The sequence below is a fragment of the Tsukamurella sputi genome (assembly GCF_007858445.1).
GTDB lineage: Bacteria > Actinomycetota > Actinomycetes > Mycobacteriales > Mycobacteriaceae > Tsukamurella > Tsukamurella sputi.
In genome coordinates this window covers 708,906-734,810 of sequence record NZ_VIGV01000002.1, presented here as the reverse complement: position 1 = coordinate 734,810, position 25,905 = coordinate 708,906, and the positions used below count along the sequence as shown (strand labels likewise).

Below are 25,905 nucleotides of genomic sequence, written 5' to 3'. Positions count from 1 at the left end.
TCACGTCTTGAGATCTACGAGACTCTCTACCCAGTCGGTGGTGATCGGCTGAATTGGTGCCAGACGATCAGGGAAGTCCTTGTGCTTCTTCATCTCATCGGTCAGTCCATAGCGGAACTCCCAACGCCCAGTGGGCGAGAAGAGGCATGCTGCTACCACGTCGAACCCATCGGTTCGGTAGAACCGTGATGCGGGGTCGCCTTTTGAAGCCCGGGTTTTCTGAACTTCCACCTTGAAGTCGCCGTTAGCGAAAGTGTTTGGGCTCGCGTTCTTACACTCGACTCGTAGCCTTCGGCCGTCGGTCATGGTGACATCGAAGTCGTGCTTTGCGTCGACGTCAAGCCTTTCCACCTCTGCGACACCGGGAGCCTGTCCCAGTAATTGCTCCAGGTGGTACTCTGCGACACCGCCTTTCACTGCGACGGAGAGGCGATTGCGACCGCCGATGATATCGAGGATCTGCTCGCTGGTCAGAGCGAATTGCTTCTCCAACACGTGTCGGCGCTGGAATTCGAGGGTGCCGCTCTTCGCAATCGCGATCGCAGTGGAGTGCCGGAGGGGCGTGTCTAGTCGCAGTGAAGTGGCGCGTCGCTCCAGCCTGGCGTAGTCGATCAAGTGATCCGGTGTAAAGGCAACGACGGCCTCAAGGTTGGTCGTGGAGCGGGCCTCGTAACGCTTGGTACCCGCGCGGCTAGCCTTCTCCCAGACATACCATCCTGATTCCTTGGCGCGCGCAATTGCAGCGTCTTTGGCATAGAACGAGATACCCATCGGCAGGGGGTCCCACAGGTTTGCGTCAAGGCCGACGACTACCCCATCCTCCAAATCGATTCCCAGAACCATCGTCACGTCGACGCCGGCGACGTCGCGTGCCAGCGGATGATCCCGCGTCCACGAGGGCTCGGAGCCGTATCGAAGCTGTCCGCGCACCTCATCTTTGGGGCGGTTCTTGGTAAGCTTCCGTGTAATTCGGAAAGGGTAGATGAGCATTCCTATCCGCTCATCAGAGTCGAGTTGCACACCGAGGTACATCGGAGCTCGGTGGACGTCGCTCGCGTATAGGACTCGGCCACCGGCGGCTTGGACGGCTTCGATAAGGAAGGCATGTAGGTCACGCCCTCGGACTCGATAGACCTCGCCGAACGAGCGGTTGGCCAGCGAGTCGTGTGTCACGGGTGCTCCTCTGAGATCGATGTGCGCTGGGCATGTCGGTGCCATCTGGAAGACTGCTGTCAAGGATAATGGTCATACGTGTAGGGCCCTGGACCTAGGGGCGGCCTGTGCGGATACGAACGAGGTGGCATATGCGCGAGCAACTCCCGGTGATCAGCCTGTTCTCGGGTGCGGGGGGGCTTGACCTTGCCGTCGAACGCGCGGACGCTGAGCCGCTGGTTAGCGGCGACCCCGGCAGCGGCCTGCTGCAGGTGTCGGTCGCCACGGACTACAATGAACCTGCGCTGGCGACTCTCAAAGCCAACTTCACCTCCACCGCCACGCTGACCGGCGACATCCGAACCACTCCCACTGGGCAGATCCTCGCCTCCGCCGGTCTACGGCCCGAGGAGCCCGTTCTCGTGGTCGGAGGGCCTCCGTGTACCCCGTTCTCGAAGTCTGGGTTCTGGCTGGAGCAGAAGCGAGAGAGCCGTGACCCGAACGCCTCGCTGCTTGACGAGTACGTCCGGGTGGTCCGGGAATCCCGTCCCGAAGCATTCGTGTTGGAAAACGTGCAGGGCTTGACCTACAAGACCCACAAGGCTCAATTCGAGCGCTTGCTCAAGGGCCTTGGCGCGTTGGGCTACAATCCCCAGTGGAAGGTGCTTCTCGCAGCAGACTATGGAGTGCCGCAACTACGCCGCCGCGTGTTCGTTGTCGGCAGGCGGGACGGGGCGAGGTTCGAGTTTCCCGAACCCACCCATTCCGGTTGGAGCGAACGAGATCGCAGGATCGATACAACGAAGATTCCACACATAACGGCCGCGCAAGCATTCGCTGATTTGCCGCGTGTTGCGGTCGCATCTGAGGATGAGATCGTCGACGGAAAATATGGCGAACTGGCTTCTGAAGTGCCTCCTGGTCAGAACTATCTATGGCATACGGAACGTTACGCCGGTCGAGATTACTTTGAGTGGCGTAGTCGTTATTGGACATTTCTCCTTCGCCTTTCCCCTGAGCGGCCATCGACGACTCTCCAAGCACAGCCAGGACCTTGGGTAGGGCCATTCCATTGGGAGAATGTCCGCACCGCCGCGGGGAACGAAAGAGCGCGTCGCCTTCGCGTCAACGAGATGCTGAGGCTGATGTCATTCCCTGACGAATTCAAGATTGTTGGCGCAAGATCTGACGCTCAACGTCAACTCGGTAATGCAGTACCCCTTGAGCTTGGGAAAGCTGTCATGAGGTCTCTCATGGAGCAGCTAGGATATGTTTCTATTGATTCAACCGACAGAAATACCGTCATTGCATGAGCGGGCTGCCTCGGGTTTGCAGGCATCCAACATCTCGATATCAAGGCACTCAATTTCCGTCCCAATCTCCGATGAGGGTTGTGGGCTCCTGGCCTCGAATTATTGAGGTCAGGTAGCATTCGATTTTCGATGCCGCGTTTTTCGCCGCTGTGACCCATCCTCGAACGTCGTCAGGCCCGTCGGACGCCGAGATCTCGGTTACCTTTTCGGTGAATGGTGAAAGATGGCCAGCCGCACCGCGTTTGGATCCCAGTGTGTTTAGGTCTGCGAGTTCGGTTGACAGGAAATTATCGAACTCGTTCCAAGATATCCCGGTGAGTTGTGCCAGCCCTTGTAGATTCCGTTCCTTGAGACCGTGATTGGAACTTATCTTCTTGCGCAATGCCGCTAGGCCTTCTTCGGTAACGAGCTTGCGGATGTCCCAGCCTGTGTAGCCTGGAGGTTTGCTGGCCGCGCCCGCGGCGAACGCGAGATCAACACAAGCGGCGGGTAGTTGCTTGAACCCTGATCGGAGCCATCCGGAAATTCTCTGAAAGTACGCCTCGAACACGATTTCAAGATATTCTTCGAGCACAGCATGAGATAGCACCAAGTAGGCATTCACTTGCGCGCGTTCTCGCTCGGTGAGTATTCCCGGAAAATCTGTTGTTATCGATCGAAGAAACATCTCGTCCAGATGTTCTAGCTGTTCGTCAATGTTCATTGTTACGGGCCTTGCAGAGGTCCTGGAAGCGGATAGTCGACTCCTGTAGCATCGAGAATGATGTTTCTCCATGTCTCGTGCCGAGTCTTGAACGCATCAGTGGTCTTTGTGGTAGTGGATATCGAACGTGAGAAGGTTTCGTTGTTTATGCACTCTGATTGGAATCGTTCCATGATGGCGTCCATAGTGCCAGCGGAAGCCGATCTGACTTCTTTGAATGTAAAAGAGTAGGCTTGGAAGTCTAGCACCGCGCGATTGAGCGCGCGTTCGAAACCGTCGGGCTGGTTCCGAGGCTTTTTGGACCATTTGCGAGCGAACGCGAAATCCTGGTTCACCTCCTCGAGGCCGAACATTATCGCACGGAAGTATTCATCGGACGATTGATTTAGTGGAGTGGACAGGGATGTCCAGTTCTTGTTGAAGTGCTCCGAGGTTTCGTCGAGGAACTTTTTCAAATTGCCAGAGTATGAGAACGGAGAGTGGGAGAAGGCAAGGTGTCGCAGAAGAAGTTCCGCGTCGACCATTCTGCGGTCTGGATGGTTATTGTTTAGTAGGGACTGAAGGGCGGGTGAATCGCCTGATGTTACGTCGAGCCACTTCGTAAATTCTCCGTGTATGAGTGCTTGGCGGAGCTCTTGTGGCGAGAGTGCAACGCTACCTGTGTTGAGACGAAGGAACAACGAAAGTAGCAACCGTTCCGAATTCCATCCGGAAAGAACTACCGTCCGGATGCTGTGATTCTCAATTGAGGCCGAGTGATTGGGGTGTCTGCGCTCGAGATCTTCGAGCGAGAGACCGTTTAGATCTGTTAGAACCTCTAGGCCTGACAGGGTCAGTCGGTCGAACTCAGTGTCCTGAGGCATGCTGTCGTCGACGAAGAATTGTCGTAATGCGAGAAGTCGCTGCTTTCCGTCTAGAACAAGATAGTGGCCAGGGCGTTCTTGCTTCTCCGCGAGCACAATCTGGGGAATCGGAAACTGGAGCATGATCGATTCGAGTAGTTTACTCTTGCGGTTGGAGAGCCAAGCATTCCTTCGTTGAAATGAGGGCGAAAGGTCTATTCGTCCCTTTCGCATCTGCGACACGAGGGTTTCGACGGTCCAATCCTTTCCGCTAACGGAGGCTCTGAACTTTGATGGCTGATCGGCTAGGTCTCCCTCATCCTCGCCCTGATCTGGAACCAGCTGAACACTCTCGTAGTCTTCGATCTCAGCGTTTGAGTCTTTTGGTTCTGGCACCCGCGCCTGCCTTCAGTCATGTGGTCGCTATGCCCTGCAGTATAAGAGGTTCTTACCTTAGAGGTTCCCATACGCGCGCTTGTGCTGTGTGGTGAGGTGGGGGCACCGTCGGGCGTGGGGACGTAACGTAGGGGCCGAGTGAGAACCACCACGAGGAAGAGGGACGAACAAGCGATGAGCAGCAACGACGCCAAGGCGAACATCGGAGTGGTGGGGATGGCGGTGATGGGCTCCAACCTGGCCCGCAACCTGGCGTCCCGTGAGGGCAACACCGTCGCGATCTACAACCGCTCGCCGGAGAAGACGCACGAGGTGGTCAAGAACCACCCCGAGGCGAACTTCATTGCGAGCGACACCATCGACGAGTTCGTCGCCAGCCTCGCCAAGCCGCGCACCGCGATCATCATGGTGCAGGCCGGCGCGGGCACTGATGCGGTGATCGAGCAGCTCAAGAAGCGGTTCGAGCCGGGCGACATCATCGTCGACGGCGGCAACGCCAACTTCCATGACACCATCGCCCGCGAAGCGAAGATCGCCTCGACCGGCATCCACTTCGTCGGCGCCGGCATCTCCGGCGGCGAGGAGGGCGCGCTCAAGGGCCCGTCGATCATGCCCGGCGGCACCGTGGAGTCCTACGAGACCCTCGGCCCGATCCTCGCGTCGATCGCCGCGGTCGCCGAGGGGGAGCCGTGCGTGACCCACGTTGGCACCGACGGCGCCGGCCACTTCGTCAAGATGATCCACAACGGCATCGAGTACGCCGATATGGAGCTCATCGGCGAGGCCTATGACCTGCTGCGCAACGTCGCCGGCTACACGCCCGCCCAGATCTCGGACCTCTTCGCCACCTGGAACGAGGGGCCGCTCAACAGCTACCTCATCGAGATCACCATCGACATCCTCAAGCACGTTGACGCGGAGACGGGCAAGCCCTTCGTCGACATCGTCACCGACCAGGCGGGCAGCAAAGGCACCGGCGTTTGGACCGTGCAGACCGCGCTCGACCTGGGTGTGCCCGTCGGCGGCGTCGCTGAGGCGGTCTTCGGCCGCGCAGTCTCGTCGAAGCGCAGCCAGCGCGACGCGGTGCAGGCCCTTGGCATCGAGCGCCCCACCGCACCGCGTGTCGACGATTCCTTCGTCGACGACGTCGCCAAGGCCCTCTACGCCTCCAAGATCGTCGCCTACGCCCAGGGCTTCGACGCGATCATCGCAGGCGCGGAGAAGTACGGCTGGAACATCGACAAGGGCGCCGTCGCCAAGATCTGGCGCGGCGGCTGCATCATCCGCGCGCAGTTCCTCAACGTCCTCGCTGACGCCTTCGAGACGAACCCCAATCTCGCGACCCTGCTCGAGGCCCCGTACTTCGCTCAGGCCATCCGCGACGGCGAAGACGCCTGGCGCCGCGTCGTCATCACCGCCACCCAGGCGGCCGTCCCGGTCCCGGGCTTCGCGACCGCCTTGAGCTACTTCGACTCGCTTAATGTCGATCGCCTGCCCGCCGCGCTCGTCCAGGGGCAGCGCGACTTCTTCGGCGCGCACACCTACAAGCGCGTCGACAAGCCGGGCACCTTCCACACCCTGTGGTCGGGTGACCGCAGCGAGGTTCAGACGGACTAATCACCATATGACTGAAGGGGCGTGGCCACTGGCCGCGCCCCTTCGTCGTGGGTCTCGAACTACGCCAGCACGCGCCGGATCGCGTCGCAGATCGAATCCACCAGGGCGTCGCCCGACTCGGGGCCGAGGGCACCGTCGGACCGCAGGCCGATCACGGACTCCACGAGCCGGAACGGCAGGAGAGCGCGCGGGTCGGTGTCGTCGCCGAGAACGGCTGAGGCCAGCGAACGGTAGTGCGAGGCCAGCTCCGCCCGGTCCGATCGGAACCCGGCGAACTCGTCGGCCGCCAGCTCGGGCAGGTGGTAGAGCGCGCCCAGGTTGTAGCGGGCCGCCAGCAACTGGCCGGCGTCGGAACGGGCCAACGTCAACAGCCGGTCCAAGGGCCCACCATCGGCCGACACCACGGAGCGCGCGAGCGCGAGCGGCGCCTGCACCGTTGCCTCCAACAGCGCGGTCAGGATCTCGCCCTTGGTGGGGAAGTAGTGGTACAGCGAGGCCTGGCGGATTCCTACCGCCTCGGCGATCTGCCGCGTCGAGGTGGCGGCGTATCCGCGCTGGGTGAACAGCTCCGCCGCGGCGTCGAGGATCTCGTCCACCGCCGTGGCCCCGGGGCGGCGCGGATCGTTCGCCCGCGGCCGACCCCGTCTACCTGCGGTTTCCGCCCCACCGTTCGCCTCCGTCACGGCACACAGGCTACCCGCCGCGAAACATGTTCGTAGCGCCGGTTTTCCCAGTCCTTACAGCGGGGCAATCCGTCTGACCCCGGAGAACGGTTTTCTATCAAGTGACAGATAGAGTTCCGACCGGGAAGCCGCCCATGACAACCACCCAACCCCGACACCATGATTCGGATGATCTGGCCCAGCTCGGCTACCAGCCGCAGTTGCGCCGCTCGCTCGGGACGTTCGCGTCGTTCGCCGCCGGATTCTCGTTCGTGTCCATCCTCACCACCATTTTCCAGCTGTTCGGCCTCGGCTACTCGCTCGGCGGAGCCGCCTTCTTCTGGACCTGGCCCCTCGTCTATCTCGGTCAGTTCCTCGTGGCCCTGTGCTTCGCCGAGATGGCCGCCCGCTACCCGATCTCCGGTGCGATCTACCAGTGGTCGCGTCGCCTCGGCGGCGAGGTGATCGGCTGGTTCGGCGGCTGGTTCATGATCCTCGCGCAGATCGTCACCGCCGCGGCGGCCGCGATCGCGCTGCAGGTGGTCCTGCCCACCGTGTGGTCGGGCTTCCAGATCATCGGCGACGACCCGTCCCTCACGAGCTCGAGCGGTGCGGCCAACGCGGTCCTGCTCGGCACCGTGCTGCTGATCGTCACCACCACCATCAATTGCATCGGCGTTCACTGGATGAGCCGCATCAACGCGATCGGCGTCACGTGCGAACTCGTCGGCGTGGTCGCCGTCATCGGCGCTCTCGCGATGCACGCCCAGCGCGGGCCGCAGGTCGTCTTCGACACCTCGCACGTCACCACCACCGGCTCGGGCGGCTACCTCGGGGCTTTCATCGTCTCCGGTCTCATGGCGGCGTACGTCATGGTCGGCTTCGGCTCGGCGGGCGAGCTCGCCGAGGAGACCGTCAACCCCCGCCGGGTCGCGCCGCGCACCATCCGATTCGCCCTCACCGCCTCGGCGGTCGGCGGCGGGCTCATGCTGATCACCGCTCTCATGGCGGCGCCGACGCTGGGGGAGGAGCTCGCCGCCGGCGGCCTGCCCTCCGTGCTCCAGTCCGTCCTCGGTTCGTTCTGGGGCAAGGTCCTCCTGGTCGACGTGGCCGTGGCCGTGTTCATCTGCACGCTCGCCATCCAGACCGCGTGCAGCCGCCTCATCTTCTCCATGGCCCGCGACCACCGGCTCCCGTTCTGGGAGCGGCTCTCCCGCGTCAACCCGCGCACCCAGGCACCCGTCGCGCCCGCAGTGCTCATCGGAATCCTCTGCGTCGCCGTCCTGCTGGTGAACGTGGGCAACCCCGCGATCTTCGCGACCCTCGCCAGCGTGTGCATCGTGCTCATCTACCTCGCCTACCTGTCCGTGACGGTGCCGATGCTCTACCAGCGGCTCCGCGGATGGCCGCACGGCGCCACCGTCCGCGACTCCGAGGGGAAGCCCGTCTTGACCCTGGGCCGCTGGGGCGTGCCGATCAACGCCGCCGCCGTCCTCTACGGCGGGGCCATGGTGATCAACCTCGCCTGGCCGCGCGCCGAGATCTACGACCCCACCGGCCAATCCCCGCTGCTGCAGTGGGCCGGCCCGATCACCATCGCGGTCGTCGTCCTCGCGGGCATCGCCTGCTTCCCGCGCCGTGAGCACCCGCGCCCCGTCACCGCAGTCCTCCCGACCATCCCCGCCACGAAAGGCATCTGACGTGACCGCCATCGCCGAGACCACCGCCACCACCCAGGGCGCCCGCGACCACGCCCGCGCCCAGGCCGACACCCGCGTCGAGGGCATGCCGACGGTGCCCGCCACCGCCTGGCCCGACCCGCCCGCCGGCGTGCCCGCTGACGCCCTCACCTGGGCGGAGACAGTCCCCGGCGGTCGGTACACCACCAAGGTCCTCGCTCGTGGCACCCGCATCCGGCTGACCGACACCGCCGGCACGGCGTGCGCGAACGTCCTGCTCTGGCGCGCCGACGCCCCCTGGGAACGACTCAACCTCGCCGACACCGTCAAGGTGCCGTGGCAGGCCCACCTCGGCGCGGGGCACCCGCTCCTCTCCGACCAGGGGCGCGTGCTCGCCACCGTCGTGGCCGACGATTCCGGCCACCACGACGCCCTCTGCGGCGCCACCACGCTCGCCAGCAACACCGCCAAGTACGGCGCGGGGGAGGCGCACTCCGACAGCCCCGCCGGCCGCGAGCTGCTCGTCCTCGCCGCGGCCAAGCACGGTCTCACGCCCACCGACGTCGCCCCGCCCGTCTCCTTCTTCCACGGCGTGACCGTCGGGGCCGACGGTGCCCTCGCCTCCACCGGCAGTGCGGGGGCGGGGAAGGCCGTGGAGCTGGTGCTGCACCTGCCGTGCGTCGTCGCCGTCGCGAACACCGCCCACCCGCTCGACCCGTCGCCGACCTTCGACACCGGCCTCCTCGAAGTGCTGGCCTGGCGCGCCGACGACGACCTGGCCTCGCTCGTCGCCGATCCGGACACCGACCCCGAATACCGCCGCGCCGTCGCCAATTCCGAAGACGCCCACCACGCGGCGCACTGACCGCGCAGTCCCCAGAAGGAGCTCCCATGATCGCCACCGTCACCCCGCGGGCACCCTGGTCGGGCATCGTCCCCGCCGGCCACACCCTCACCATGACCGACCTGTACGGCAACCAGGCTGTCGACACCCTCTTCTACGGCGCGCACGACCACACCATCCGCTACAGCGCCCAGCAGACGATCCTCGGCCAGGGCAGCATCTTCCTGGGTGCCGGAACTGTTATCCGCGATCAGGAGTCGCGCCCCATGATGACCATCGTCGACGACGAGGTCGGCCACCACGACACCCTCGGCGGCGCCTGCTCACAGGAGTCCAACACGCTCCGCTACGGCCACCACACCAAACACCAGCACGCCTGCGTCGAGAACTTCCTCATCGAGGGCAGCCGGCACGGCCTCGGCAAGCGCGACCTGGTGGGCAACGTCAACTTCTACATGTACGTCCCCGTCGACCCCGACGGCACATTAGGCATCGTCGACGGCCTCTCCGCGCCGGGGAAGAAAGTGGTGCTGCGCGCCGAGATCGACACCCTGGTGCTGATCTCCAACTGCCCGCAGATCAACAACCCCTGCAACGGCTTCGACCCCACCGCCGTCGAGCTCGAGATCTCGGAGGCCGCCGCATGACCACCCTCACTGTCGTCCGCCCCGGCCCGATGACCACCGTGCAGGACTGGCCCGGCCGTGCCGGCTACTGGTCGATCGGGGTCCCGCCGTCCGGCCCGATGGACGATCTTTCGTTCCGCCTCGCCAACCTGGCCGTCGGCAACGACGAGGGCGCTCCGGGTTTCGAGTGCACCCTCGGTGGCCTCGCCGTCACCGCCGACGAGGCCACCACGGTCGCGGTCACGGGCGCGCCCGTCACGGTGACCGTCGACGGGACGCCCGTCCCCACCTGGGTTCCCGTCGAACTCCTCCCCGGGCAGCAGCTCGCCATCGGCGCCACCGGATCGCTCGGCATGCGCGTCTACCTCGCCGTCCGTGGCGGCGTGGTGGTGCCCGAGTATCTGGGGAGCGCGGCGACGTTCACGCTGGGCAAGTTCGGTGGCCACGACGGCCGGACCCTCACCGCCGGCGACGAACTGCCGCTCGGCCCGGAACCGAAGGCCGCCCCGCGCCGCATCCTCGACGACGAGGTTCCCGCGTTCACCACCCGGTGGCAGCTCGCGGTCACCGTCGGGCCGCATTCCGCCCCCGAGTACTTCACCGACGCTGACATCGCGACCCTGTACGACACCGCCTACGAGGTGCACTTCAACTCCGATCGCACCGGCGTCCGGCTCATCGGACCCAAGCCCGAATGGGCGCGTCCCGATGGAGGCGAGGCCGGCCTGCACCCGTCGAACATCCACGACAACGCCTACTCCGTGGGCGCTCTGGACTTCACCGGCGACACCCCGATCCTGCTCGGCCCCGACGGCCCCAGCCTCGGCGGCTTCGTCTGCCCCGTGACGGTCACCACCGCGGACCGCTGGAAGCTGGGACAGCTCAGGCCCGGCGACGCCGTGCGTTTCGTCCCCGTGCGCGCCGCCGCCGCCGCGTCACCCGGCGCCTTCGGCACCGCGCGCCGAGCGAACCTTCCCGTCGTGCTGTCCGCCGGGGGAGACTCCGACGACGGGGTGCTCGCGCGGTCGACCACCGCGGACGGCGAGACCACCATCACCTACCGCCGATCGGGTGACGACAACATCCTCGTCGAATACGGCGCCATGACGCTCGACCTGGAGTCGCGTGCCCGCGTCCACGCGTTGGAGCAACGGCTCCGCGCGGAATCGCCGCGTGGCCTGATCGACCTCACCGCCGGTGTCCGCAGCCTGCAGGTGAAGTTCGACCCGACCGCGCTGAGCCAACCGGGGGCGCTCGACTGGATCCGCGAGGCGGAGTCGCAGCTCCCCGCAGCCGACGACATGATCGTCCCCAGCCGCACCGTCTCCCTGCCGCTCTCCTGGGACGACCCCAGCACCCGCGAGGCCATCGAGCGCTACGTCCTCGGCGTCCGAGGCGACGCACCGTGGTGCCCCTGGAACATCGAGTTCATCCGCCGCATGAACGGCCTGGGCTCGGTCGAGGACGTGCAGCGGATCGTCTTCGACGCCTCGTACCTCGTGCTCGGCCTCGGCGACGTCTATCTCGGTGCGCCCGTGGCGGTCCCGCTCGATCCGCGTCACCGGCTGGTGACCACCAAGTACAACCCCGCACGCACCTGGACACCGGAGAACGCCGTCGGCATCGGCGGTGCCTACCTCTGCATCTACGGCATGGAGGGCCCCGGCGGCTATCAGTTCGTCGGTCGCACCACGCAGGTGTGGAACCATCGGCATCCCCTATCCGCCGGCGGTTTCGAGCCCGAGCATCCCTGGCTGCTACGGCATTTCGACCGGATCAGCTGGTATCCCGTCAGCACCGAGGAACTCGCGGACCTGCGCGCCGACACCGCCGCCGGCCGCGGCTCGGTGAGCATCACGCCCGGGTCCTTCTCCCTCTCCGCCCATCGGGCATTCCTGGCGCGCGAGGCCGACGACATCGCGCGAGTGCGGTCCGCGATGGAGATCGCCCGCGACGAGGAGCGCGGCCGCTGGGCCGCCGCCGGCGAGTTCACGAGGAGCGCAGCATGACCCGCATCGCCGACATCTTCCGGCGCATCGCCGCCGACGATCGGTCCGAGGTCTTCCTCGCCCTGCGGCCGGAGGCCGATGTCGCCGCCGAGTACGCGCAATCCCTGGCTGCGGGCGGTCCGCTCGCGGGCATCGTCCTGGCGGTCAAGGACAACGTCGACGTGGCCGGCCTCCCGACCACCGCCGCCTGTCCGGGATTCGCGTACCGCCCCGCGGCGGATGCCGCCGCCGTCGCCGCCCTGCGCGCCGCCGGCGCGGTCGTGATCGGGAAGACGAACCTCGACCAGTTCGCCACCGGCCTGGTCGGCAGCCGCAGCCCCTACGGCGCCGTCCGGGATTCCCGACGGCCGGACCACATCTCCGGGGGATCGAGCTCCGGTTCGGCGGTCGCCGTCGCCCTCGACTACGCGGACATCGCGATCGGCACCGACACCGCCGGCTCCGGTCGCGTCCCGGCCGGGCTGCAGGGCATCGTCGGCATCAAGCCCACGATCGGCACCGTCAGCACCGACGGGGTTGTGCCCGCGTGTGCGTCGTACGACTGCGTCACGGTCTTCGCCCGCGATCTCGTCACGGCGGGCCGCACCATGGCGGTCATGAGCACGACCGGCACGCGCCGATGGGCCGCCGACACCCCGTTCGCCGCCGCGCCCGACGCGGCTCTCGCGATCCCGGCCGAGCTACCGGCCCTACCCGCCGCCTGGCGCGAGGCCTTCGACGGTGCCGTCGCCCGCGCCGAGGCCGCAGGCCTGCGCGTGAAGCCCGTGGACATCTCGGAGCTGCTCGCCGCCGCGAGGCTCCTCTACGACGGCGCCCTCGTCGCCGAGAGGTACAGCGCGGTGGGGGAGTTCGTCACCTCCGCAGGTGACGACGCGGGGCTCGACCCGACGGTGGCCGGCATCGTGCGCGCTGCGGGCGACGTGCCGGCGCACCGTCTGGCCTCCGACCAGGCGGAGCTGCGCGCCATCGCCGCGCGGGCCGCGGCGCTCTTCGAGGACTTCGCCGGCCTGATGGTGCCCACCGCACCGCGGCACCCGACGCTCGCCGAGGTGGCCGCGGACCCCGTCGGGGTCAACTCGCAGATGGGGACCTACACCAACTTCTGCAACCTCCTCGATCTGTGCGGGGTCGCGGTCCCAGCGGGCCAGACCGCCGACGGCGCCCAGTTCGGGGTCACGGTGCTCGCGCCCGCCGGGCACGACGGGGTCGCGCTCGATCTCGCAGCGCGGATCACCGGCGCGCCGCCCGTGGCGCCGTGGAATCTCGGCCTCGCGGGTGCCGTGGACCTGGCGGTCTTCGGGGCGCACCTGCGCGGTCAGCCGCTCGAGCACGAGCTGACCTCGCTCGGTGCGTACTGGGCGGGGGAGATCCGGACCGCCGACGAGTACCGACTGGTGGAGCTGGCGACGACGCCGCCCAAGCCGGGCCTGGTCCACGACGCCACCCGAGGCCGCAGCATCCGCGGCGAGCTCTGGCGGCTCGCACCCGCGGCGCTGGGGACGTTCCTCACGCGGCTACCCGCCCCGATGACCCTCGGGTCCGTCGCCCTCGACGACGGCCGGACCGTGGTCGGATTCAGCTGCCAGTCCTCGGCTCTGGCGTCCGCCCGCGACCTCGACGTAGGTCACTGGCTCGACTGGTGATCGGGATCGACTGCTCAGCAACGACGTCATGCCGCGGCGAGTTCTGCACCCTGTGCGCCTTCTGATCGTCCGCAGGATTTCGGTGCGATCAGATGCGGCCGGCCCGTCGGCCCATGGTGTTGTGCGTAACGTTCCGTCGATACCGCCTCGCGCGGTACGCTGTTGGAAATGATGTTCGATAGGTGGCGTACGCCGCCCGATGAAGGGACGATCCGATGGCGGTTCAGGCGGTACTCCTCAAGGCGGGCTCCGCGCTCGTGACCGGCCTCGTCGGCGCCGCGGCGTACGAGGCGACCAAGAAGGCGCTCGCCAAGGCGCCGCTGCGTGAAGGTGCGGTCGCGGCGACAGCGCTGGGACTCAAGGGCAGCCGCAAGGCCGAGGAGGTCGCCGAGAACGTGCGGCTGAACGCCGCGGACATCCTGGCGGAGGCCAAGGAGCGGGTCGGCGAGGAGTCGATCCCCCCGGCGACCGGCGCCGCGCACGACCACGACCACTGATGACCGTGCTGTCGGAGCCGGCGGGCCGTGTGGTCTCGCAGGCCGCCGGCCGGCTGCGTTGGGTGCTCGATGATCTCGTCGGAGCGACACCGCAGCGCCGCATCGCGGTCGAGGACGCGGTGCTGGCGATCCCCGGGGTCCGCGCGGCGCACGCATACAGCCACACGGGGTCCCTCGTGGTCTGGCATCGCAGCGACGTCGATCCCGCCCGCATCGCCGAGGCCGCTGCGGAGGGGCTCGCCGCCGACGCCTCCCTCGTCGCCCGGCACGCGCCGCACTCGGCCGATGTGACCAATGGGGACGTGCTCCGGATGGGTCTCGGCGCTGCGGCGCTCGTGCTCCTCGGGCTCCGCCGTTACGCCTTCCGTCGACCGCCGCTGCTCGGACCCGGCACGCGGACCGCGGCGACCGCGATCACCGTCTTCACCGGCTATCCGTTCCTGCGTGGCGCCCTGCGGTCGTTGCGCGGTGGACGCGCCGGCACGGACGCGCTCGTCTCGGCCGCCACGATCGCGAGCCTCCTCCTGCGCGAGAACGTCGTCGCGCTGACGGTGCTGTGGCTCCTCAACATCGGCGAGTTCCTCCAGGACCTCACCCTGCGCCGCACTCGGCGTGCGATCTCGGACCTGCTGCGCGGCAACACCGATTCCGCCTGGCTGCGGCTCTCGGACGGGGCCGAGGTGCAGGTGCCGATCGACGCGCTCGACGTCGGCGACGTCGTCATCGTGCACGATCACGTGGCGGTACCGGTGGACGGCGTCGTTGTCGACGGGCTCGCCGTCGTCGACCAGGCTGCGCTGACCGGGGAGACGCTCCCCGTCACGATCGAACCGGGCGCGACGGTGCACGCCGGAGCGGTGGTCGTCTCGGGGCGCCTCGTGGTGCGCGCCACGGCCGTGGGAGCCGACACCGCCATCGGCCGCATCATCGAGCGGGTCGAGGAGGCCGAGCGGGACCGGGCGCCGATCCAGACCGTCGGGGACAACTTCTCCCGGCGCTTCGTCCCCGGGTCGTTCCTCCTGTCCGGGCTCACCCTCCTCCTGACCCGGGACCTGCGGCGCGCGATGACGATGCTGCTCATCGCATGCCCCTGCGCCGTGGGCCTCTCGACGCCCACGGCGATCAGCGGTGCGATCGGCAACGGTGCTCGGCGCGGCATCCTCATCAAGGGCGGCTCGCACCTCGAGGCGGCGGGATCGGTCACGGCGGTGGTGTTCGACAAGACCGGCACGCTGACCACGGGGAGACCGGTGGTGACCAACGTCGTCTCGTTCCGCGACGACTGGACGCCGGAGCAGGTGCTCGCGCACGCGGCCAGCTCCGAGATCCACTCCCGGCACCCGCTGGCGGAGGCGGTCATCCGCTCCACCGAGGAGCGGCACATCGAGATTCCCAGTCACGCGGAGTGCGAGGTCATCGTCGGCCTCGGCATGCGGACTCAGGCCGAGGACGGTCGCGTGCTCCTGCTGGGGAGCCCCGCTCTCCTGGATCAGCACGGCGTGGCCGTGGCCGCCGATGCCGCGCGGTGGGTCGACCGGCTCCGCGGCGAGTGCGAGACACCGCTGCTGCTCGCGGTGGACGGTGCCCTCACCGGGCTCGTCAGCCTGCGCGATGAGGTGCGCGCCGAGGCCGCCGAGACCCTGGCCGCCGTGGCGGCTGCGGGTATCGACACCGTCGTCATGCTGACGGGTGACCATCCCGCGACGGCGGCCGCCATCGCCGCCGAGCTGGGCATCACGCGATGGCGCGCGGAAGTGATGCCCGAGGACAAGCTGGCAGAAGTCCGGTCGCTGCAGGACGAGGGCCACGTGGTCGCGATGGTCGGCGACGGCGTCAACGACGCGCCCGCGCTCGCGGCGGCGGACGTGGGGATCGCGATGGGCCTCGCAGGGACCGATGTGGCGGTCGAGACCGCCGACGTGGCGCTCGCCGGCGATGACCTGCGCAACGTTCTCGACGTCGTGGATCTCGGTCGGCGGGCCGTGGACGTGATCAGGCAGAACTACGGGATGTCGATCGCGGTCAACTCGGTCGGCCTGCTCGTCGGTGCCGGCGGCGCGCTCTCGCCCGTCCTGGCCGCGATCCTGCACAACGCCTCTTCCGTCGCCGTCGTGCTCAACAGCTCCAGGCTGATCCGATACCGGCTCGGCGACCCCGCCCGGCAGTCGTCGGGATCCCGGGCCGCGCTGGGGCAGGGCGCAGCGAGCGGTGGAAGTTAACTTCGTGTTTCCAGCCTGTTGCGCCTGACGATCTGGCTTGACGGCCACGGGGCCAAAGGATTTGAGTGAATTCTCATGCACCTCTTGCCTCGAGAGCAGGACAAACTGCTCATAGTGGTCGCCGCAGACCTGGCGCGGCGGCGCCAGGCCCGTGGGCTGAAGTTGAACCATCCCGAAGCCGTCGCGATCATCACCTACGAGCTCGTCGAGGGGGCCCGGGACGGCCGCAGCGTCGCCGACCTGATGGCCTACGGCGCCACCGTCCTCACCCGCGACGACGTCATGGAGGGCGTGCCCGAGATGATCCACGACGTGCAGGTCGAAGCAACGTTTCCCGACGGCACCAAGCTCGTCACCGTCCACCACCCGATTCGGTAGGCGCGCCATGATCCCCGGAGAACTCCGCCTCGCGTCCGCGCCGGTCCTGTGCAACGACGGCTGGTCCACGCGCACCGTGCGCGTCGTCAACACCGGCGACCGCCCCATTCAGGTGGGCTCGCACTTCCACTTCGCCGAGGTCAACCGCGCCCTGGACTTCGACCGCGCCGAGGCCTACGGGCACCGTCTGGACATCCCGTCCGGGACCGCCGTCCGGTTCGAGCCGGGCGATGGCAAGACGGTGCGCCTCGTCGCGCTCGCCGGAACGCGCGAGGTCCACGGCCTGGCGAACCGTGTGAACGGTCCGCTCGACGGTGTGGGGAACGGGGGAGCGCAGTGAGCTTCGAACTGAGCCGGCGCGAGTACTCCGATCTCTACGGCCCCACCGTCGGCGACGCCGTGCGCCTCGCCGACACCGAGCTCTTCGCGGTCGTCGAGCGCGACTTCACCGTCTACGGCGAGGAGGTCGTCTTCGGCGGCGGCAAGGTGATCCGGGACGGGATGGGCGAGAACGGCGTGCTCTCCCGCGAGGGCTCCGACGATGCCGGGCCGATTCCCGACACCGTCATCACCAACGCCCTGATCATCGACCACACGGGCATCATCAAGGCCGATGTGGCGCTCCGCGACGGCCACATTCTGCAGATCGGCAAGGCGGGCAACCCGCAGATCGCGGACGGCATCACGATCACCATCGGCGCGGCCACCGAGATCATCGCGGGGGAGGGGCGCATCCTGACCGCCGGCGGCATCGACACGCACATCCACTTCATCAGTGCCCAGCAGATCGATACCGCTCTCAACTCCGGCGTGACCACCATGATCGGCGGTGGCACGGGCCCCGCGGCGGGGACCAACGCCACCACCGTGACGCCCGGGCCCTGGCACATCGCGCGCATGCTGCAGGCGCTCGACGGCGTGCCGATGAACATCGGGCTCCTCGGCAAGGGGCACGCGGGTGCGACCGAGCCGCTCGCGGAGCAGATCCGCGCGGGCGCTATCGGCCTCAAGGTGCACGAGGACTGGGGCTCGACCACCGCCTCGATCGACAACTCGCTGCGCGTGGCCGACGAGTACGACGTGCAGGTCGCGATCCACACCGACACCCTCAACGAATGCGGTTTCCTCGAGGACACCGTGGCCGCGATCGACGGCCGCGTGATCCACACCTTCCACACCGAAGGCGCCGGCGGCGGCCACGCCCCCGACATCATCGCCATCGCGGGGCACCCGAACGTGCTGCCCGCGTCCACGAACCCGACGCTGCCCTTCACGCAGAACACCATCGTCGAGCACCTCGACATGCTCATGGTGTGCCACCACCTCAACGCCGACATCCCCGAGGACGTGGCCTTCGCCGACTCCCGGATCCGCCCCGAAACCATCGCCGCCGAGGGCGTGCTCCACGACATGGGCATCATCTCCATCACGTCGTCCGACTCCCAGGCCATGGGCCGCGTCGGCGAGGTGATCACCCGCACGTGGCAGCTCGCCGATTCGATGAAGCGGCAGCGCGGCCCGCTGGACGGGGATCCCGACGGTGGCGACAACGCCCGGATCAAGCGGTACATCGCGAAGTACACGATCAATCCGGCTCTCGCGCAGGGCATCGCCGAGTACGTCGGCAGCGTCGAGGAGGGCAAGTTCGCCGATCTCGTGCTGTGGAACCCCGCCTTCTTCGGGGTCAAACCCGACCTGGTGCTCAAGGGCGGCCAGATCGCCACGGCTCTGATGGGCGACGCCAACGCGTCGATCCCGACGCCCCAGCCGCGCACCATGCGGCCGCAGTTCGGATCGATGGGGTCGGCGGTGCACGACGCCGCGATCACCTTCCTCTCCACCGCGGCAGTCGAATCCGGTGTCGCGGGCGAGCTCGGGCTGCGCAAACGCACCCTGCCCGTTCGCGGGATCCGCACGCTGCGCAAACAGGACCTGCCGCACAACGGCGCGACGCCCGACATCACCGTCGACCCCGAGACCTACGTCGTCGCCGTCGACGGGACGCCGGTCCGCTCCGAACCGGCCTCGTCCCTGCCCATGACCCAGCGCTACTTCCTGTTCTGAGAGGCGAGAGATGATCATCGAGACCGTTCTCGGCAACCTCGCCGAGCTCGACCCCGCCGACCGCGCGGCACTGCACGTGGAGCGCGTGCCCCTGGCCGGCCCCGACCTCGTCAAGCGGATCCAGCGCGTCCGGACCGACCACGACCGGGAGATCGGGCTGCGGCTCGCCGCCCCCGCGGGCCCCGACGGGGACCTGCGCGACGGTGACATCCTGCACCGCGACGAGAAGAACATCATCGCGGTGCAGGTGCTCGCGACCGACGTGCTCGTGATCGCCCCGCGGACCGTCACCGAGATGGGACGGACCGCGCACGGGCTCGGCAACCGGCACCTGCAGGCGCAGTTCTTCGACGCCGACTCCGAATACGGCGCCGAGGTCATGGTGGTGCAGTACGACCACACCGTCGAGGACTACCTGCGCCACCACGGCGTGCCCTTCGATCGCCAGGACCGGGTGCTGCCCACGCCCTTCCGGCACGCGGAGCACACGCATTGACCTCGCCCGGATACCTGCTGCCGCTACTGCAGCTCAGTGATTCCGCTCTCCCGACGGGGGCGTTCAGCCACTCCTTCGGGATGGAGGCCTACCTCGCCGAGGACACGATCACCGACGAGCACACCTTCGCGGCGTGGCTGCGCGCCTACGTCTCCCGCCAGCTCGCGTACACCGACGGGCTCGCGATCCGGCTCGCCTACGACGCGCTGCACCTGGGCGATCTCGCAGCGGTGTGGCGACTCGACCGCTTGCTCGCGGCGTTGACCCTGCCGGAACAGGTCCGCACCGCCGCGGCCACCATCGGCCGGCGCACCGCCGAGGTCGGCGCCGTCGTCACGCCCGAGTCCTTCCTCGCCGACTACCTGGCCGAGATGGATGCGGGCCGCTGCCACGGCCACCCGGCCGTCGCCTTCGCGCTGTTCGCCCACGCGGTGGACGCGCCGCCGGCCGCCGCGATCGAGGCGCACCTCTTCGCCGCCGTCACCTCGCTGACGCAGAACGCCGTGCGCGCCATCCCCATCGGGCAGACCGCGGGACAGCGGGTGCAGCGTGCGATGCACGAGGTGGTGGCCGACGCCGTCGCCACCGCGATGACCCTGACCGACCAGGACCTGGGCGCCGCATCGCCCGGTCTGGAGATCGCCCAGATGCGGCACCGGCGCCAACGCGCACGGATGTTCATGAGCTAGAAGGAGAATCCCATGACCACGATCCGGATCGGCGTCGGCGGCCCCGTCGGCGCGGGCAAGACCCAGCTGGTGGAGCGCATCACCCGCCACCTCGACGGCGAGGTGTCGATGGCCGCCATCACCAACGACATCTACACCACCGAGGACGCGAAGATCCTGGCGCGCAACAGCGTCCTGCCGGGCGACCGCATCGTCGGTATCGAGACCGGCGGCTGCCCGCACACGGCCATCCGCGAGGACACCTCGATGAACGAGGCCGCCGTCACCCGCCTCGTCACCGCGCACCCCGACCTGCAGATCGTCTTCATCGAGAGCGGCGGCGACAACCTCTCCGCGACGTTCAGCCCCGAGCTCGTGGACTTCTCGATCTACCTCATCGATGTGGCGCAGGGCGAGGAGATCCCGCGCAAGGCGGGCCAGGGCATGATCAAGTCGGATCTATTCGTGATCAACAAGACCGACCTCGCGCCGTACGTCGGCGCCGACCTGTCCGTCATGGCCGCCGACTCCAAGGTCTTCCGCGGCGACCGACCCTTCTGCATGACCAACCTCAAGACCGACGAGGGCCTGGACGGCGTGCTGGAGTGGATCCGGCGCGACGTTCTCATGCTCGACCTCGCGTGAGTGGACTCACCGGCGAACTGGCCCTGACCCTCGCGCCGCGGGGGCGGCGTACCGTCGCCGTGGCACAGCGGCACGCGGGCACCCTGCAGACCCTGCGCCCCATGTACCTCGACGATTCCGGACAGGTCACCTACCACGTGGTGAACCCCGGAGGCGGCTGCCTGCGCGGCGACACCTACGCGATCGACATCGAGCTGGAGGCCGAGGCCCGGGCCGTGGTGACCACCCAGTCGGCGACCAAGGTCTACCGGACGCCCGACGGCGCCGCCGCGCAGCACATGCGGATCCAGCTGGGGCCGCACAGCGTCCTCGAGTACGTCCCCGACGCGCTGATCCTCTACCGCGAGGCCACGTACCGGCAGACCTGCATCGTCGAGATGGACGATTCCGCCTCGCTCGTCCTGGCGGAGATCGTGACCCCCGGGTGGTCGCCCGACGGTGCGCTGTTCCGCTACGACGAGCTGCGGATGCGGACCGAGATCCATCGCGGCGGCACCCTGCTCGCGGTGGACAACCTGCTCATCGAGCCCGGCCGGGCCGACCCGTCGGGGATCGGCTTCCTCGACGGACACACGCACGTCGGCTCGCTCACCGCGGTCGATCCGAGGATCGATGAGGACCTGCTCGACGAGGTGCACGGCGTCACCGCGACGGTGCCCGGCGTTCGGAGCGGGCTGACCGCGCTCGCCGGCCCCGGATTCGTCCTCCGGTGCCTCGGTGACGACACCGCCGAACTGTCCGGCCTGTTCGACGGGATCATCGCACTGCTGCGCCGGCGATGGACCGGACAGGCGCCCCTGAACCTGCGAAAGTACTGAGGTGGACTCCGTGACGCATTCTCCCACCGCGCACCGTCTGCGGGCGGCGTGGACAGCGCTGGGCCCGGGTGACCGGCGATCGCTGCTCGGGATGACGACGACCGTGATCGCGCTGCACGTCGTGGGCTTCGGCGCCCTCGTCCTGCTGATCGTCCCCGGGCACTACCGGATCGGCGACGGCGGCGAGTTCACCATCGGTATCGGCCTGCTCGCCTACACCTTCGGCCTGCGGCACGCCTTCGACGCCGACCACATCGCCGCTGTCGACAACACCACCCGCAAGCTGCTCGCCGACCGGGAGAACCGGATCGCCACTGGCGAGCGCAATCCGAGACGGCCGCTGTCGGTGGGATTCTGGTTCTCACTCGGGCACTCGACGGTCGTCTTCGGCCTTGCCGCCCTGCTGGCGCTGGGCGTGCGCGCCCTGGTCGGGCCCGTCGAGGACGAGAACTCGACGATGCAGACCATCCTCGGCTTCATCGGCACCTCGGTGTCCGGCGTCTTCCTGTGGATCCTGGGCATCATCAACCTCGTGGTGCTCGTCGGCATCGTGAAGGTCTTCCGCGACATGCGGTCCGGGCAGTACGACGAGGCCGAACTCGAGGACCGGCTGAACAACCGCGGCCTCATGAACCGCCTGCTGCGCGGAGTCGCCGGCTCGGTCCGCAAGCCCTGGCACATCTATCCCGTGGGAATTCTGTTCGGCCTCGGCTTCGACACCGCGACCGAGGTCGGCCTGCTGGTGCTCGCCGGCGGCATGGCCGCGTTCACCCTGCCCTTCTACTGCATTCTCGTGCTGCCCATCCTGTTCGCGGCGGGGATGTCGCTCCTGGACACCATCGACGGGGTCTTCATGAACGCCGCCTACGGCTGGGCCTTCGCGAAGCCGGTGCGGAAGGTCTACTACAACATCACGATCACCTCGCTGTCCGTCGCCGTCGCGCTCGCGATCGGCACCGTCGAACTGCTGGGCGTGCTCGCCGAACGGGCGCACGTCGACACCGGGCCGCTGGGCTGGATCGCGTCGATCGATCTGGACTACGCGGGTTTCGTGATCGTGGGCCTGTTCGTCGCGGTCTGGGCCGTCGCACTGCTGATCTGGCGCTACGGACGGATCGAGGACCGCTGGACCGCACGCTGAGCTAGCGTGTGCGCGTGACCGGTATCGAGGTGCGCGCGGCGGACGTCTTCGAGGACGTGAGGCAGATACTGGGGCCGAAGAAGGAGACCTCCAGCAACTGCTTCTGCCTCTCGTACCGCATCGGCTCCGTCGAGAACCAGACGCTGCGCGGTCCCGCGCGGTTCGAGCGGATGCGAGGTCTTTGCGCGGAGGACCCGCCGCCCGGCGTCCTCGCCTACGACGGTGTCGAACCCGTCGGCTGGGCGGCGATCCATCCGCGGTCGGACACCAGCTTCGCGACGAACCGTCGCATCCCGCACGTCGAGGGGCACGACGATCCGTGGTCCCTGTGGTGCGTGCGTGTGCGACCCGGCCACCGCAAGCAGGGGATCAGCCACCACCTCGTCGCCGGCGCCGTGGAATTCGCCCGCTCCCACGGCGCCTCCGTGGTGGAGGCGTACCCCGTGGACAACCAGGGTGCGAAGGTGGATCTCACGATGGCCTACGTCGGCACCCGCGCGCTGTTCGAGCGCGCAGGCTTCGAGTACGTCATGGAGACCACCTCAGTGCTGAACGGATTCACCCGCGTCCTGATGCGGCGTCGGCTGTAGCGGTCAGCGCCAGCCGAGGGCCGGGGCCACGTCCTTGACCAAGGATTCCAGCAGGCGGGTGTTGTACTCCACGCCCAGCTGATTGGGGACGGTCACCAGCACGGTGTCGGCCTCGACGATGCCCTCGTCGTCGCGGAGCTGCTCGACGAGCTCGTCCGGCTCGCCCGCGTAGGTGCGGCCGAAGACGGCACGGAAGTCGTCGATCACGCCGAACTGGTCATCGCTGGAGCGCTCGTGGCCGAAGTAGGCGCGGCTCTCGTCGTCGATGATGGGCATGATGCTGCGGCTCACGGAGACCCGCGGCTCGTGATCGTGCCCCGCCTCGGCCCAGGCCGCGCGGAACTTGCGGATCTGGTTCGCCTGCTGCACGTGGAAGGGCTCGCCCGACTCGTCGGTCTTGAGCGTCGAACTCATGAGGTTCATGCCGAGCTTCGCCGCCCACTCCGCGGTCGCGTCGGATGCGGCGCCCCACCAGATCCGGTCCCGCAGCGTGGGGGAGTGCGGCTCCACGCGCAGCAGACCCGGCGGGTTGGGGAACATCGGGCGCGGGTTCGGCTGCGCGAAACCGCCGCCCTCGAGCACCTTGAGCAGCACCTCGGTGTGCTCGCGGCCCATATCGGCGTCGGTCTTCCCCTCGGACGGCTGGTAGCCGAAGTACTTGTAGCCCTCGATCACCTGCTCGGGCGATCCCCGACTCACGCCGAGCTGCAGCCGCTCGCCCGCAATGAGATCCGCGGCGCCCGCGTCCTCCGCCATGTACAGCGGGTTCTCGTAGCGCATGTCGATCACGCCGGTGCCGATCTCGATCCGCGACGTCTTCGCACCGACCGCGGCGAGCAACGGGAACGGCGAGCCGAGCTGCCGCGCGAAGTGGTGCACACGGAAGTAGGCGCCATCGGCACCCACCTCCTCGGCCGCCACAGCGAGATCGATCGACTGATGCAGGACGTCGGCCGCGGTCCGGGTCCGCGAGCCGGGCGAGTCCGACCAATGGCCGAAGGACAGGAAGCCGATCTTCTTCATGGCCGCTACAACCCCGGACCACGGTCCGAATATTCCGCGGACCGTCGGGCTGGGGAACGTTCCCGGGGCAGCGCGAGGCCCTCCACGCGCGCCTCGCCGACGAGGTGCCGCTCGACGAGGTCGGGCACGTCGTCGACGCTGACCCGTCCGTACCAGGCGTCATCCGGCTGGACCGTCACGACGGGCGCGTGATTGCACGGGAACTGGCAGCCGGTGACGGTGATCAGGGCGTCATCGTCGCCGAGCCCCGCGCGGCGCAGCTCGTCGCCGAAGGCGGAGGTCAGCGCCGACGCGCCCAGCGCGGAGCAGCGCGGGCCGCGGCAGATCAGCACCTGGTGCCGGTGCCGTGGCACGTCCTCCCACGCGGGGGAGTGCAGTGGCGCCGCGTCATCCGTCATCGGCGATCCACCCGCGGCGATCGCGGCGGCGAGCAGGCCGGCATCGGGTGCGGCGAGCAGTTGCGGGGAGAGCCGGACGGTCGGCGCTCCGTCGTAGCTCCGGAGCCAGTGCGCGGCGACCCGGCGCAACCACGACCGCTTCGGGCCGGGCTGCGCCCACCCTGTGCCGATCAGCAGGAGGTCGGAAGTGCCGCGGTCGGCCACCGTCGTCAGGACGTCGACCAGCGCGGGGTCGTGGACCTGCAGGAACGCCGGCTCGGCTCCCGCATTCGCGGCGAGGGAACGCAGCTCAGCGGGGTCGACGCCGGCGGACATGCCCACCAGGACCGCCGTCACGGCAGGGCCTTGATCCCGTCCGCGACGCGGCGCGCACCGTCGAGCAGGCGGACGCCGGACGTGGTCTCCGAGAACGGGATGACCACGAAGCGGTTCTCGCGGACCGCACGCAGCTGACCCATCGCCGGATCCTTGCGTGCCTGGTCGATCCGCTCCTGCGCCGGATGGCCGGACGCATCCGCGACGACGATCACGTCGGGATTCGTGCCCACGACGTTCTCCATCGAGATCTCCGCCCAGTTACCCGGCTGGTCCGCGAAGACGTTCACGCCGCCGACCGAGTCGATGATCAGCTGCGGGCTGCCCTTGCCGGCGCCCACGTTCAGGCCCGAGTTGGCGCCGAAATCCCACCACAGGATGCGCTGGCCCTTCGCCGCGCCCTTGAGGGCAGGGCTCTCGAGCTCGGCCTTCTGCTGTGCGATGAGCTTCGCGGCGGCATCCTCGGTGCCGAAGGCCCTACCGGCGTCGGTCAGCTCCTCCCAGATCAGGTCCCACGATGCGCGCTCCGGCTTCTTCGCGCAGCCCGACGGTGCCAGCAGCGTCGCGATGCCCTGCCCCTGCAATTTCGCGCGATCGCCGGCGTTCTTCTCGCTGAATGCGGAGTTGTACGAGCCGTAGACCAGGTCCGGCCGCACCGACAGCATCTTCTCCTGCGTCGGGTACTTCGCCGCGAGCACGGGGATCCTGGCGTAATCGGCCTGGAAGCGTGGTGCGACGGCGTCGTCGAGGTACGCCGTACCCACCATCCGATCGGCGACGCCGAGAGCGAGCGCCACCTCGGTCGCGCCCTGGTTCATCGTGACTATCCGTCGCGGCTCGGCCTTGACTTCGGAGGCGAAGTCGCAGGTGCTGACGGTGACCGGGAATCTCCCGTTCGCCCGGCTACTCGGAGCGGCCGCCTGATCGGCGGTGCCGCATCCGGCGAGGAGCGTCGCGGCGGCGACGACGGGTGCGAGAAGGGCGGCAGAGCGCATGGTTTTCACTCTTTCGTCGGCAGCCCGTGCGCGGGGCGGCGATGGACACATGCGAGTCGGCCGGGTATCGGACTCGGAGCGTGTTGCCCCACACCGTTGCGCGCCAGTCCCGGAATCCCACCGGGTTCCCCTGACCGAATCGGACTTCGACGTTAGCAGGCGGCGTGGCGGC

General features: G+C 68.0%; 25 protein-coding genes and 1 riboswitch. Of the genes, 18 read left to right on the top strand and 7 right to left on the bottom strand.

The genetic code is table 11. From position 1 onward, the window contains the following. On the bottom strand, positions 1–1,173 hold the full coding sequence (locus FK268_RS08740; protein WP_231706988.1) for a hypothetical protein: 1,173 nt from the start codon (positions 1,171–1,173) through the stop codon (positions 1–3). A 131-nt stretch (positions 1,174–1,304) separates the two neighbouring features. Between FK268_RS08740 and FK268_RS08735 the strand changes: the two genes are divergently transcribed. Next, positions 1,305–2,465, top strand: coding sequence for a DNA cytosine methyltransferase (locus FK268_RS08735; RefSeq protein WP_146433127.1), 1,161 nt, complete (start codon positions 1,305–1,307; stop codon positions 2,463–2,465). A gap of 49 nt (positions 2,466–2,514) precedes the next feature. On the opposite strand, the gene FK268_RS08730 is transcribed toward FK268_RS08735, so the two are convergent. Continuing rightward, positions 2,515–3,168 carry a hypothetical protein gene (locus FK268_RS08730; RefSeq protein WP_146433125.1) on the bottom strand — a complete coding sequence of 218 codons (654 nt, stop codon included), beginning with the start codon at positions 3,166–3,168 and terminating at the stop codon, positions 2,515–2,517. A 2-nt stretch (positions 3,169–3,170) separates the two neighbouring features. Beyond that, positions 3,171–4,406, bottom strand: a complete 1,236-nt coding sequence (locus FK268_RS08725) for a DUF262 domain-containing protein (RefSeq protein WP_146433123.1) — start codon at positions 4,404–4,406, stop codon at positions 3,171–3,173. Positions 4,407–4,580: 174 nt separating this feature from the next. On the opposite strand from FK268_RS08725, the gene gnd reads away from it, so the two are divergent. Continuing rightward, on the top strand, positions 4,581–6,023 hold the full coding sequence (gene gnd / locus FK268_RS08720; RefSeq protein WP_146433120.1) for an NADP-dependent phosphogluconate dehydrogenase: 1,443 nt from the start codon (positions 4,581–4,583) through the stop codon (positions 6,021–6,023). A gap of 59 nt (positions 6,024–6,082) precedes the next feature. On the opposite strand, the gene FK268_RS08715 is transcribed toward gnd, so the two are convergent. Further along, positions 6,083–6,706 (bottom strand): TetR/AcrR family transcriptional regulator, encoded by a 624-nt coding sequence (locus tag FK268_RS08715; RefSeq protein WP_146433118.1) that lies wholly within the window; start codon positions 6,704–6,706, stop codon positions 6,083–6,085. A gap of 134 nt (positions 6,707–6,840) precedes the next feature. Here FK268_RS08715 and FK268_RS08710 point away from each other — a divergent pair, with 134 nt between their 5' ends. The 16 genes from FK268_RS08710 to FK268_RS08635 all read left to right on the top strand — a co-directional run bounded on the left by FK268_RS08710 (position 6,841) and on the right by FK268_RS08635 (position 23,002). Then, positions 6,841–8,385 carry an amino acid permease gene (locus tag FK268_RS08710; protein ID WP_146433117.1) on the top strand — a complete coding sequence of 515 codons (1,545 nt, stop codon included), beginning with the start codon at positions 6,841–6,843 and terminating at the stop codon, positions 8,383–8,385. A 1-nt stretch (position 8,386) separates the two neighbouring features. Next, positions 8,387–9,229, top strand: a complete 843-nt coding sequence (locus FK268_RS08705; RefSeq protein WP_146433115.1) for an urea amidolyase associated protein UAAP1 — start codon at positions 8,387–8,389, stop codon at positions 9,227–9,229. Between the two features lie 26 nt (positions 9,230–9,255). Further along, entirely contained in the window at positions 9,256–9,855 is a 600-nt protein-coding gene (locus FK268_RS08700; protein ID WP_146433113.1) for an urea amidolyase associated protein UAAP2, read from the top strand. Next, positions 9,852–11,843 (top strand): 5-oxoprolinase/urea amidolyase family protein, encoded by a 1,992-nt coding sequence (locus FK268_RS08695; RefSeq protein WP_146433112.1) that lies wholly within the window; start codon positions 9,852–9,854, stop codon positions 11,841–11,843. Before FK268_RS08700 ends, FK268_RS08695 begins: the two co-directional genes overlap by 4 nt. Then, entirely contained in the window at positions 11,840–13,486 is a 1,647-nt protein-coding gene (gene atzF, locus FK268_RS08690; RefSeq protein WP_146433110.1) for an allophanate hydrolase, read from the top strand. Before FK268_RS08695 ends, atzF begins: the two co-directional genes overlap by 4 nt. A 215-nt stretch (positions 13,487–13,701) precedes the next feature. Beyond that, positions 13,702–13,983: a DUF1490 family protein gene (locus FK268_RS08685; RefSeq protein WP_146433109.1), complete on the top strand. Its 282-nt coding sequence runs from the start codon at positions 13,702–13,704 to the stop codon at positions 13,981–13,983. After that, positions 13,983–16,202, top strand: coding sequence for a heavy metal translocating P-type ATPase (locus FK268_RS08680; protein ID WP_146433106.1), 2,220 nt, complete (start codon positions 13,983–13,985; stop codon positions 16,200–16,202). Before FK268_RS08685 ends, FK268_RS08680 begins: the two co-directional genes overlap by 1 nt. Before the next feature lie 75 nt (positions 16,203–16,277). Beyond that, positions 16,278–16,580 carry an urease subunit gamma gene (locus FK268_RS08675; RefSeq protein ID WP_146433104.1) on the top strand — a complete coding sequence of 101 codons (303 nt, stop codon included), beginning with the start codon at positions 16,278–16,280 and terminating at the stop codon, positions 16,578–16,580. Positions 16,581–16,587: 7 nt separating this feature from the next. Next, complete coding sequence (locus FK268_RS08670; RefSeq protein ID WP_146433103.1) at positions 16,588–16,920, top strand: urease subunit beta; 333 nt, start codon at positions 16,588–16,590, stop codon at positions 16,918–16,920. Continuing rightward, positions 16,917–18,644, top strand: coding sequence for an urease subunit alpha (gene ureC, locus FK268_RS08665; RefSeq protein ID WP_146433101.1), 1,728 nt, complete (start codon positions 16,917–16,919; stop codon positions 18,642–18,644). Before FK268_RS08670 ends, ureC begins: the two co-directional genes overlap by 4 nt. Before the next feature lie 10 nt (positions 18,645–18,654). Further along, the gene (gene ureE / locus FK268_RS08660) at positions 18,655–19,140 is read left to right on the top strand and encodes an urease accessory protein UreE (protein ID WP_146433099.1); all 486 of its coding nucleotides are present in this window, start codon (positions 18,655–18,657) and stop codon (positions 19,138–19,140) included. Then, positions 19,137–19,829: an urease accessory protein UreF gene (locus tag FK268_RS08655; protein ID WP_231706987.1), complete on the top strand. Its 693-nt coding sequence runs from the start codon at positions 19,137–19,139 to the stop codon at positions 19,827–19,829. Before ureE ends, FK268_RS08655 begins: the two co-directional genes overlap by 4 nt. A 12-nt stretch (positions 19,830–19,841) precedes the next feature. Next, positions 19,842–20,453 carry an urease accessory protein UreG gene (gene ureG, locus FK268_RS08650; protein WP_146433097.1) on the top strand — a complete coding sequence of 204 codons (612 nt, stop codon included), beginning with the start codon at positions 19,842–19,844 and terminating at the stop codon, positions 20,451–20,453. Further along, a complete protein-coding gene (locus FK268_RS08645) occupies positions 20,450–21,271 on the top strand; it encodes an urease accessory protein UreD (RefSeq protein WP_146433095.1) in 822 nt (273 codons plus the stop codon). The genes ureG and FK268_RS08645 overlap by 4 nt, the downstream gene beginning before the upstream one ends. Positions 21,272–21,281: 10 nt before the next feature. Next, complete coding sequence (nicT, locus tag FK268_RS08640; protein WP_438695975.1) at positions 21,282–22,412, top strand: Nickel transporter NicT; 1,131 nt, start codon at positions 21,282–21,284, stop codon at positions 22,410–22,412. A 23-nt stretch (positions 22,413–22,435) separates the two neighbouring features. Further along, positions 22,436–23,002, top strand: a complete 567-nt coding sequence (locus tag FK268_RS08635) for a GNAT family N-acetyltransferase (protein WP_205124469.1) — start codon at positions 22,436–22,438, stop codon at positions 23,000–23,002. Positions 23,003–23,005: 3 nt separating this feature from the next. On the opposite strand, the gene FK268_RS08630 is transcribed toward FK268_RS08635, so the two are convergent. From FK268_RS08630 to FK268_RS08620, 3 genes are read right to left on the bottom strand one after another with little or no spacing between them, the layout of a single operon-like run. Then, positions 23,006–24,025, bottom strand: a complete 1,020-nt coding sequence (locus tag FK268_RS08630; RefSeq protein ID WP_146433091.1) for an LLM class flavin-dependent oxidoreductase — start codon at positions 24,023–24,025, stop codon at positions 23,006–23,008. Between the two features lie 5 nt (positions 24,026–24,030). Then, positions 24,031–24,759 carry a (2Fe-2S) ferredoxin domain-containing protein gene (locus FK268_RS08625; protein WP_146433089.1) on the bottom strand — a complete coding sequence of 243 codons (729 nt, stop codon included), beginning with the start codon at positions 24,757–24,759 and terminating at the stop codon, positions 24,031–24,033. Then, entirely contained in the window at positions 24,756–25,733 is a 978-nt protein-coding gene (locus FK268_RS08620; protein WP_158636075.1) for an ABC transporter substrate-binding protein, read from the bottom strand. Before FK268_RS08620 ends, FK268_RS08625 begins: the two co-directional genes overlap by 4 nt. 41 nt (positions 25,734–25,774) lie before the next feature. Further along, positions 25,775–25,887, bottom strand: a riboswitch (cobalamin riboswitch). Positions 25,888–25,905 lie beyond the last annotated feature (18 nt).

Coding starts and splice junctions, on each gene's coding strand:
- FK268_RS08735 (WP_146433127.1), top strand. CDS start 1,305: ATGCGCGAGCAACTCCCGGTGATCAGCCTGTTCTCGGGTGCGGGGGGG.
- FK268_RS08730 (WP_146433125.1), bottom strand. CDS start 3,168: ATGAACATTGACGAACAGCTAGAACATCTGGACGAGATGTTTCTTCGA.
- gnd (WP_146433120.1), top strand. CDS start 4,581: ATGAGCAGCAACGACGCCAAGGCGAACATCGGAGTGGTGGGGATGGCG.
- FK268_RS08710 (WP_146433117.1), top strand. CDS start 6,841: ATGACAACCACCCAACCCCGACACCATGATTCGGATGATCTGGCCCAG.
- FK268_RS08700 (WP_146433113.1), top strand. CDS start 9,256: ATGATCGCCACCGTCACCCCGCGGGCACCCTGGTCGGGCATCGTCCCC.
- FK268_RS08695 (WP_146433112.1), top strand. CDS start 9,852: ATGACCACCCTCACTGTCGTCCGCCCCGGCCCGATGACCACCGTGCAG.
- atzF (WP_146433110.1), top strand. CDS start 11,840: ATGACCCGCATCGCCGACATCTTCCGGCGCATCGCCGCCGACGATCGG.
- FK268_RS08685 (WP_146433109.1), top strand. CDS start 13,702: ATGGCGGTTCAGGCGGTACTCCTCAAGGCGGGCTCCGCGCTCGTGACC.
- FK268_RS08680 (WP_146433106.1), top strand. CDS start 13,983: ATGACCGTGCTGTCGGAGCCGGCGGGCCGTGTGGTCTCGCAGGCCGCC.
- FK268_RS08675 (WP_146433104.1), top strand. CDS start 16,278: ATGCACCTCTTGCCTCGAGAGCAGGACAAACTGCTCATAGTGGTCGCC.
- FK268_RS08670 (WP_146433103.1), top strand. CDS start 16,588: ATGATCCCCGGAGAACTCCGCCTCGCGTCCGCGCCGGTCCTGTGCAAC.
- ureE (WP_146433099.1), top strand. CDS start 18,655: ATGATCATCGAGACCGTTCTCGGCAACCTCGCCGAGCTCGACCCCGCC.
- ureG (WP_146433097.1), top strand. CDS start 19,842: ATGACCACGATCCGGATCGGCGTCGGCGGCCCCGTCGGCGCGGGCAAG.
- FK268_RS08630 (WP_146433091.1), bottom strand. CDS start 24,025: ATGAAGAAGATCGGCTTCCTGTCCTTCGGCCATTGGTCGGACTCGCCC.
- FK268_RS08620 (WP_158636075.1), bottom strand. CDS start 25,733: ATGCGCTCTGCCGCCCTTCTCGCACCCGTCGTCGCCGCCGCGACGCTC.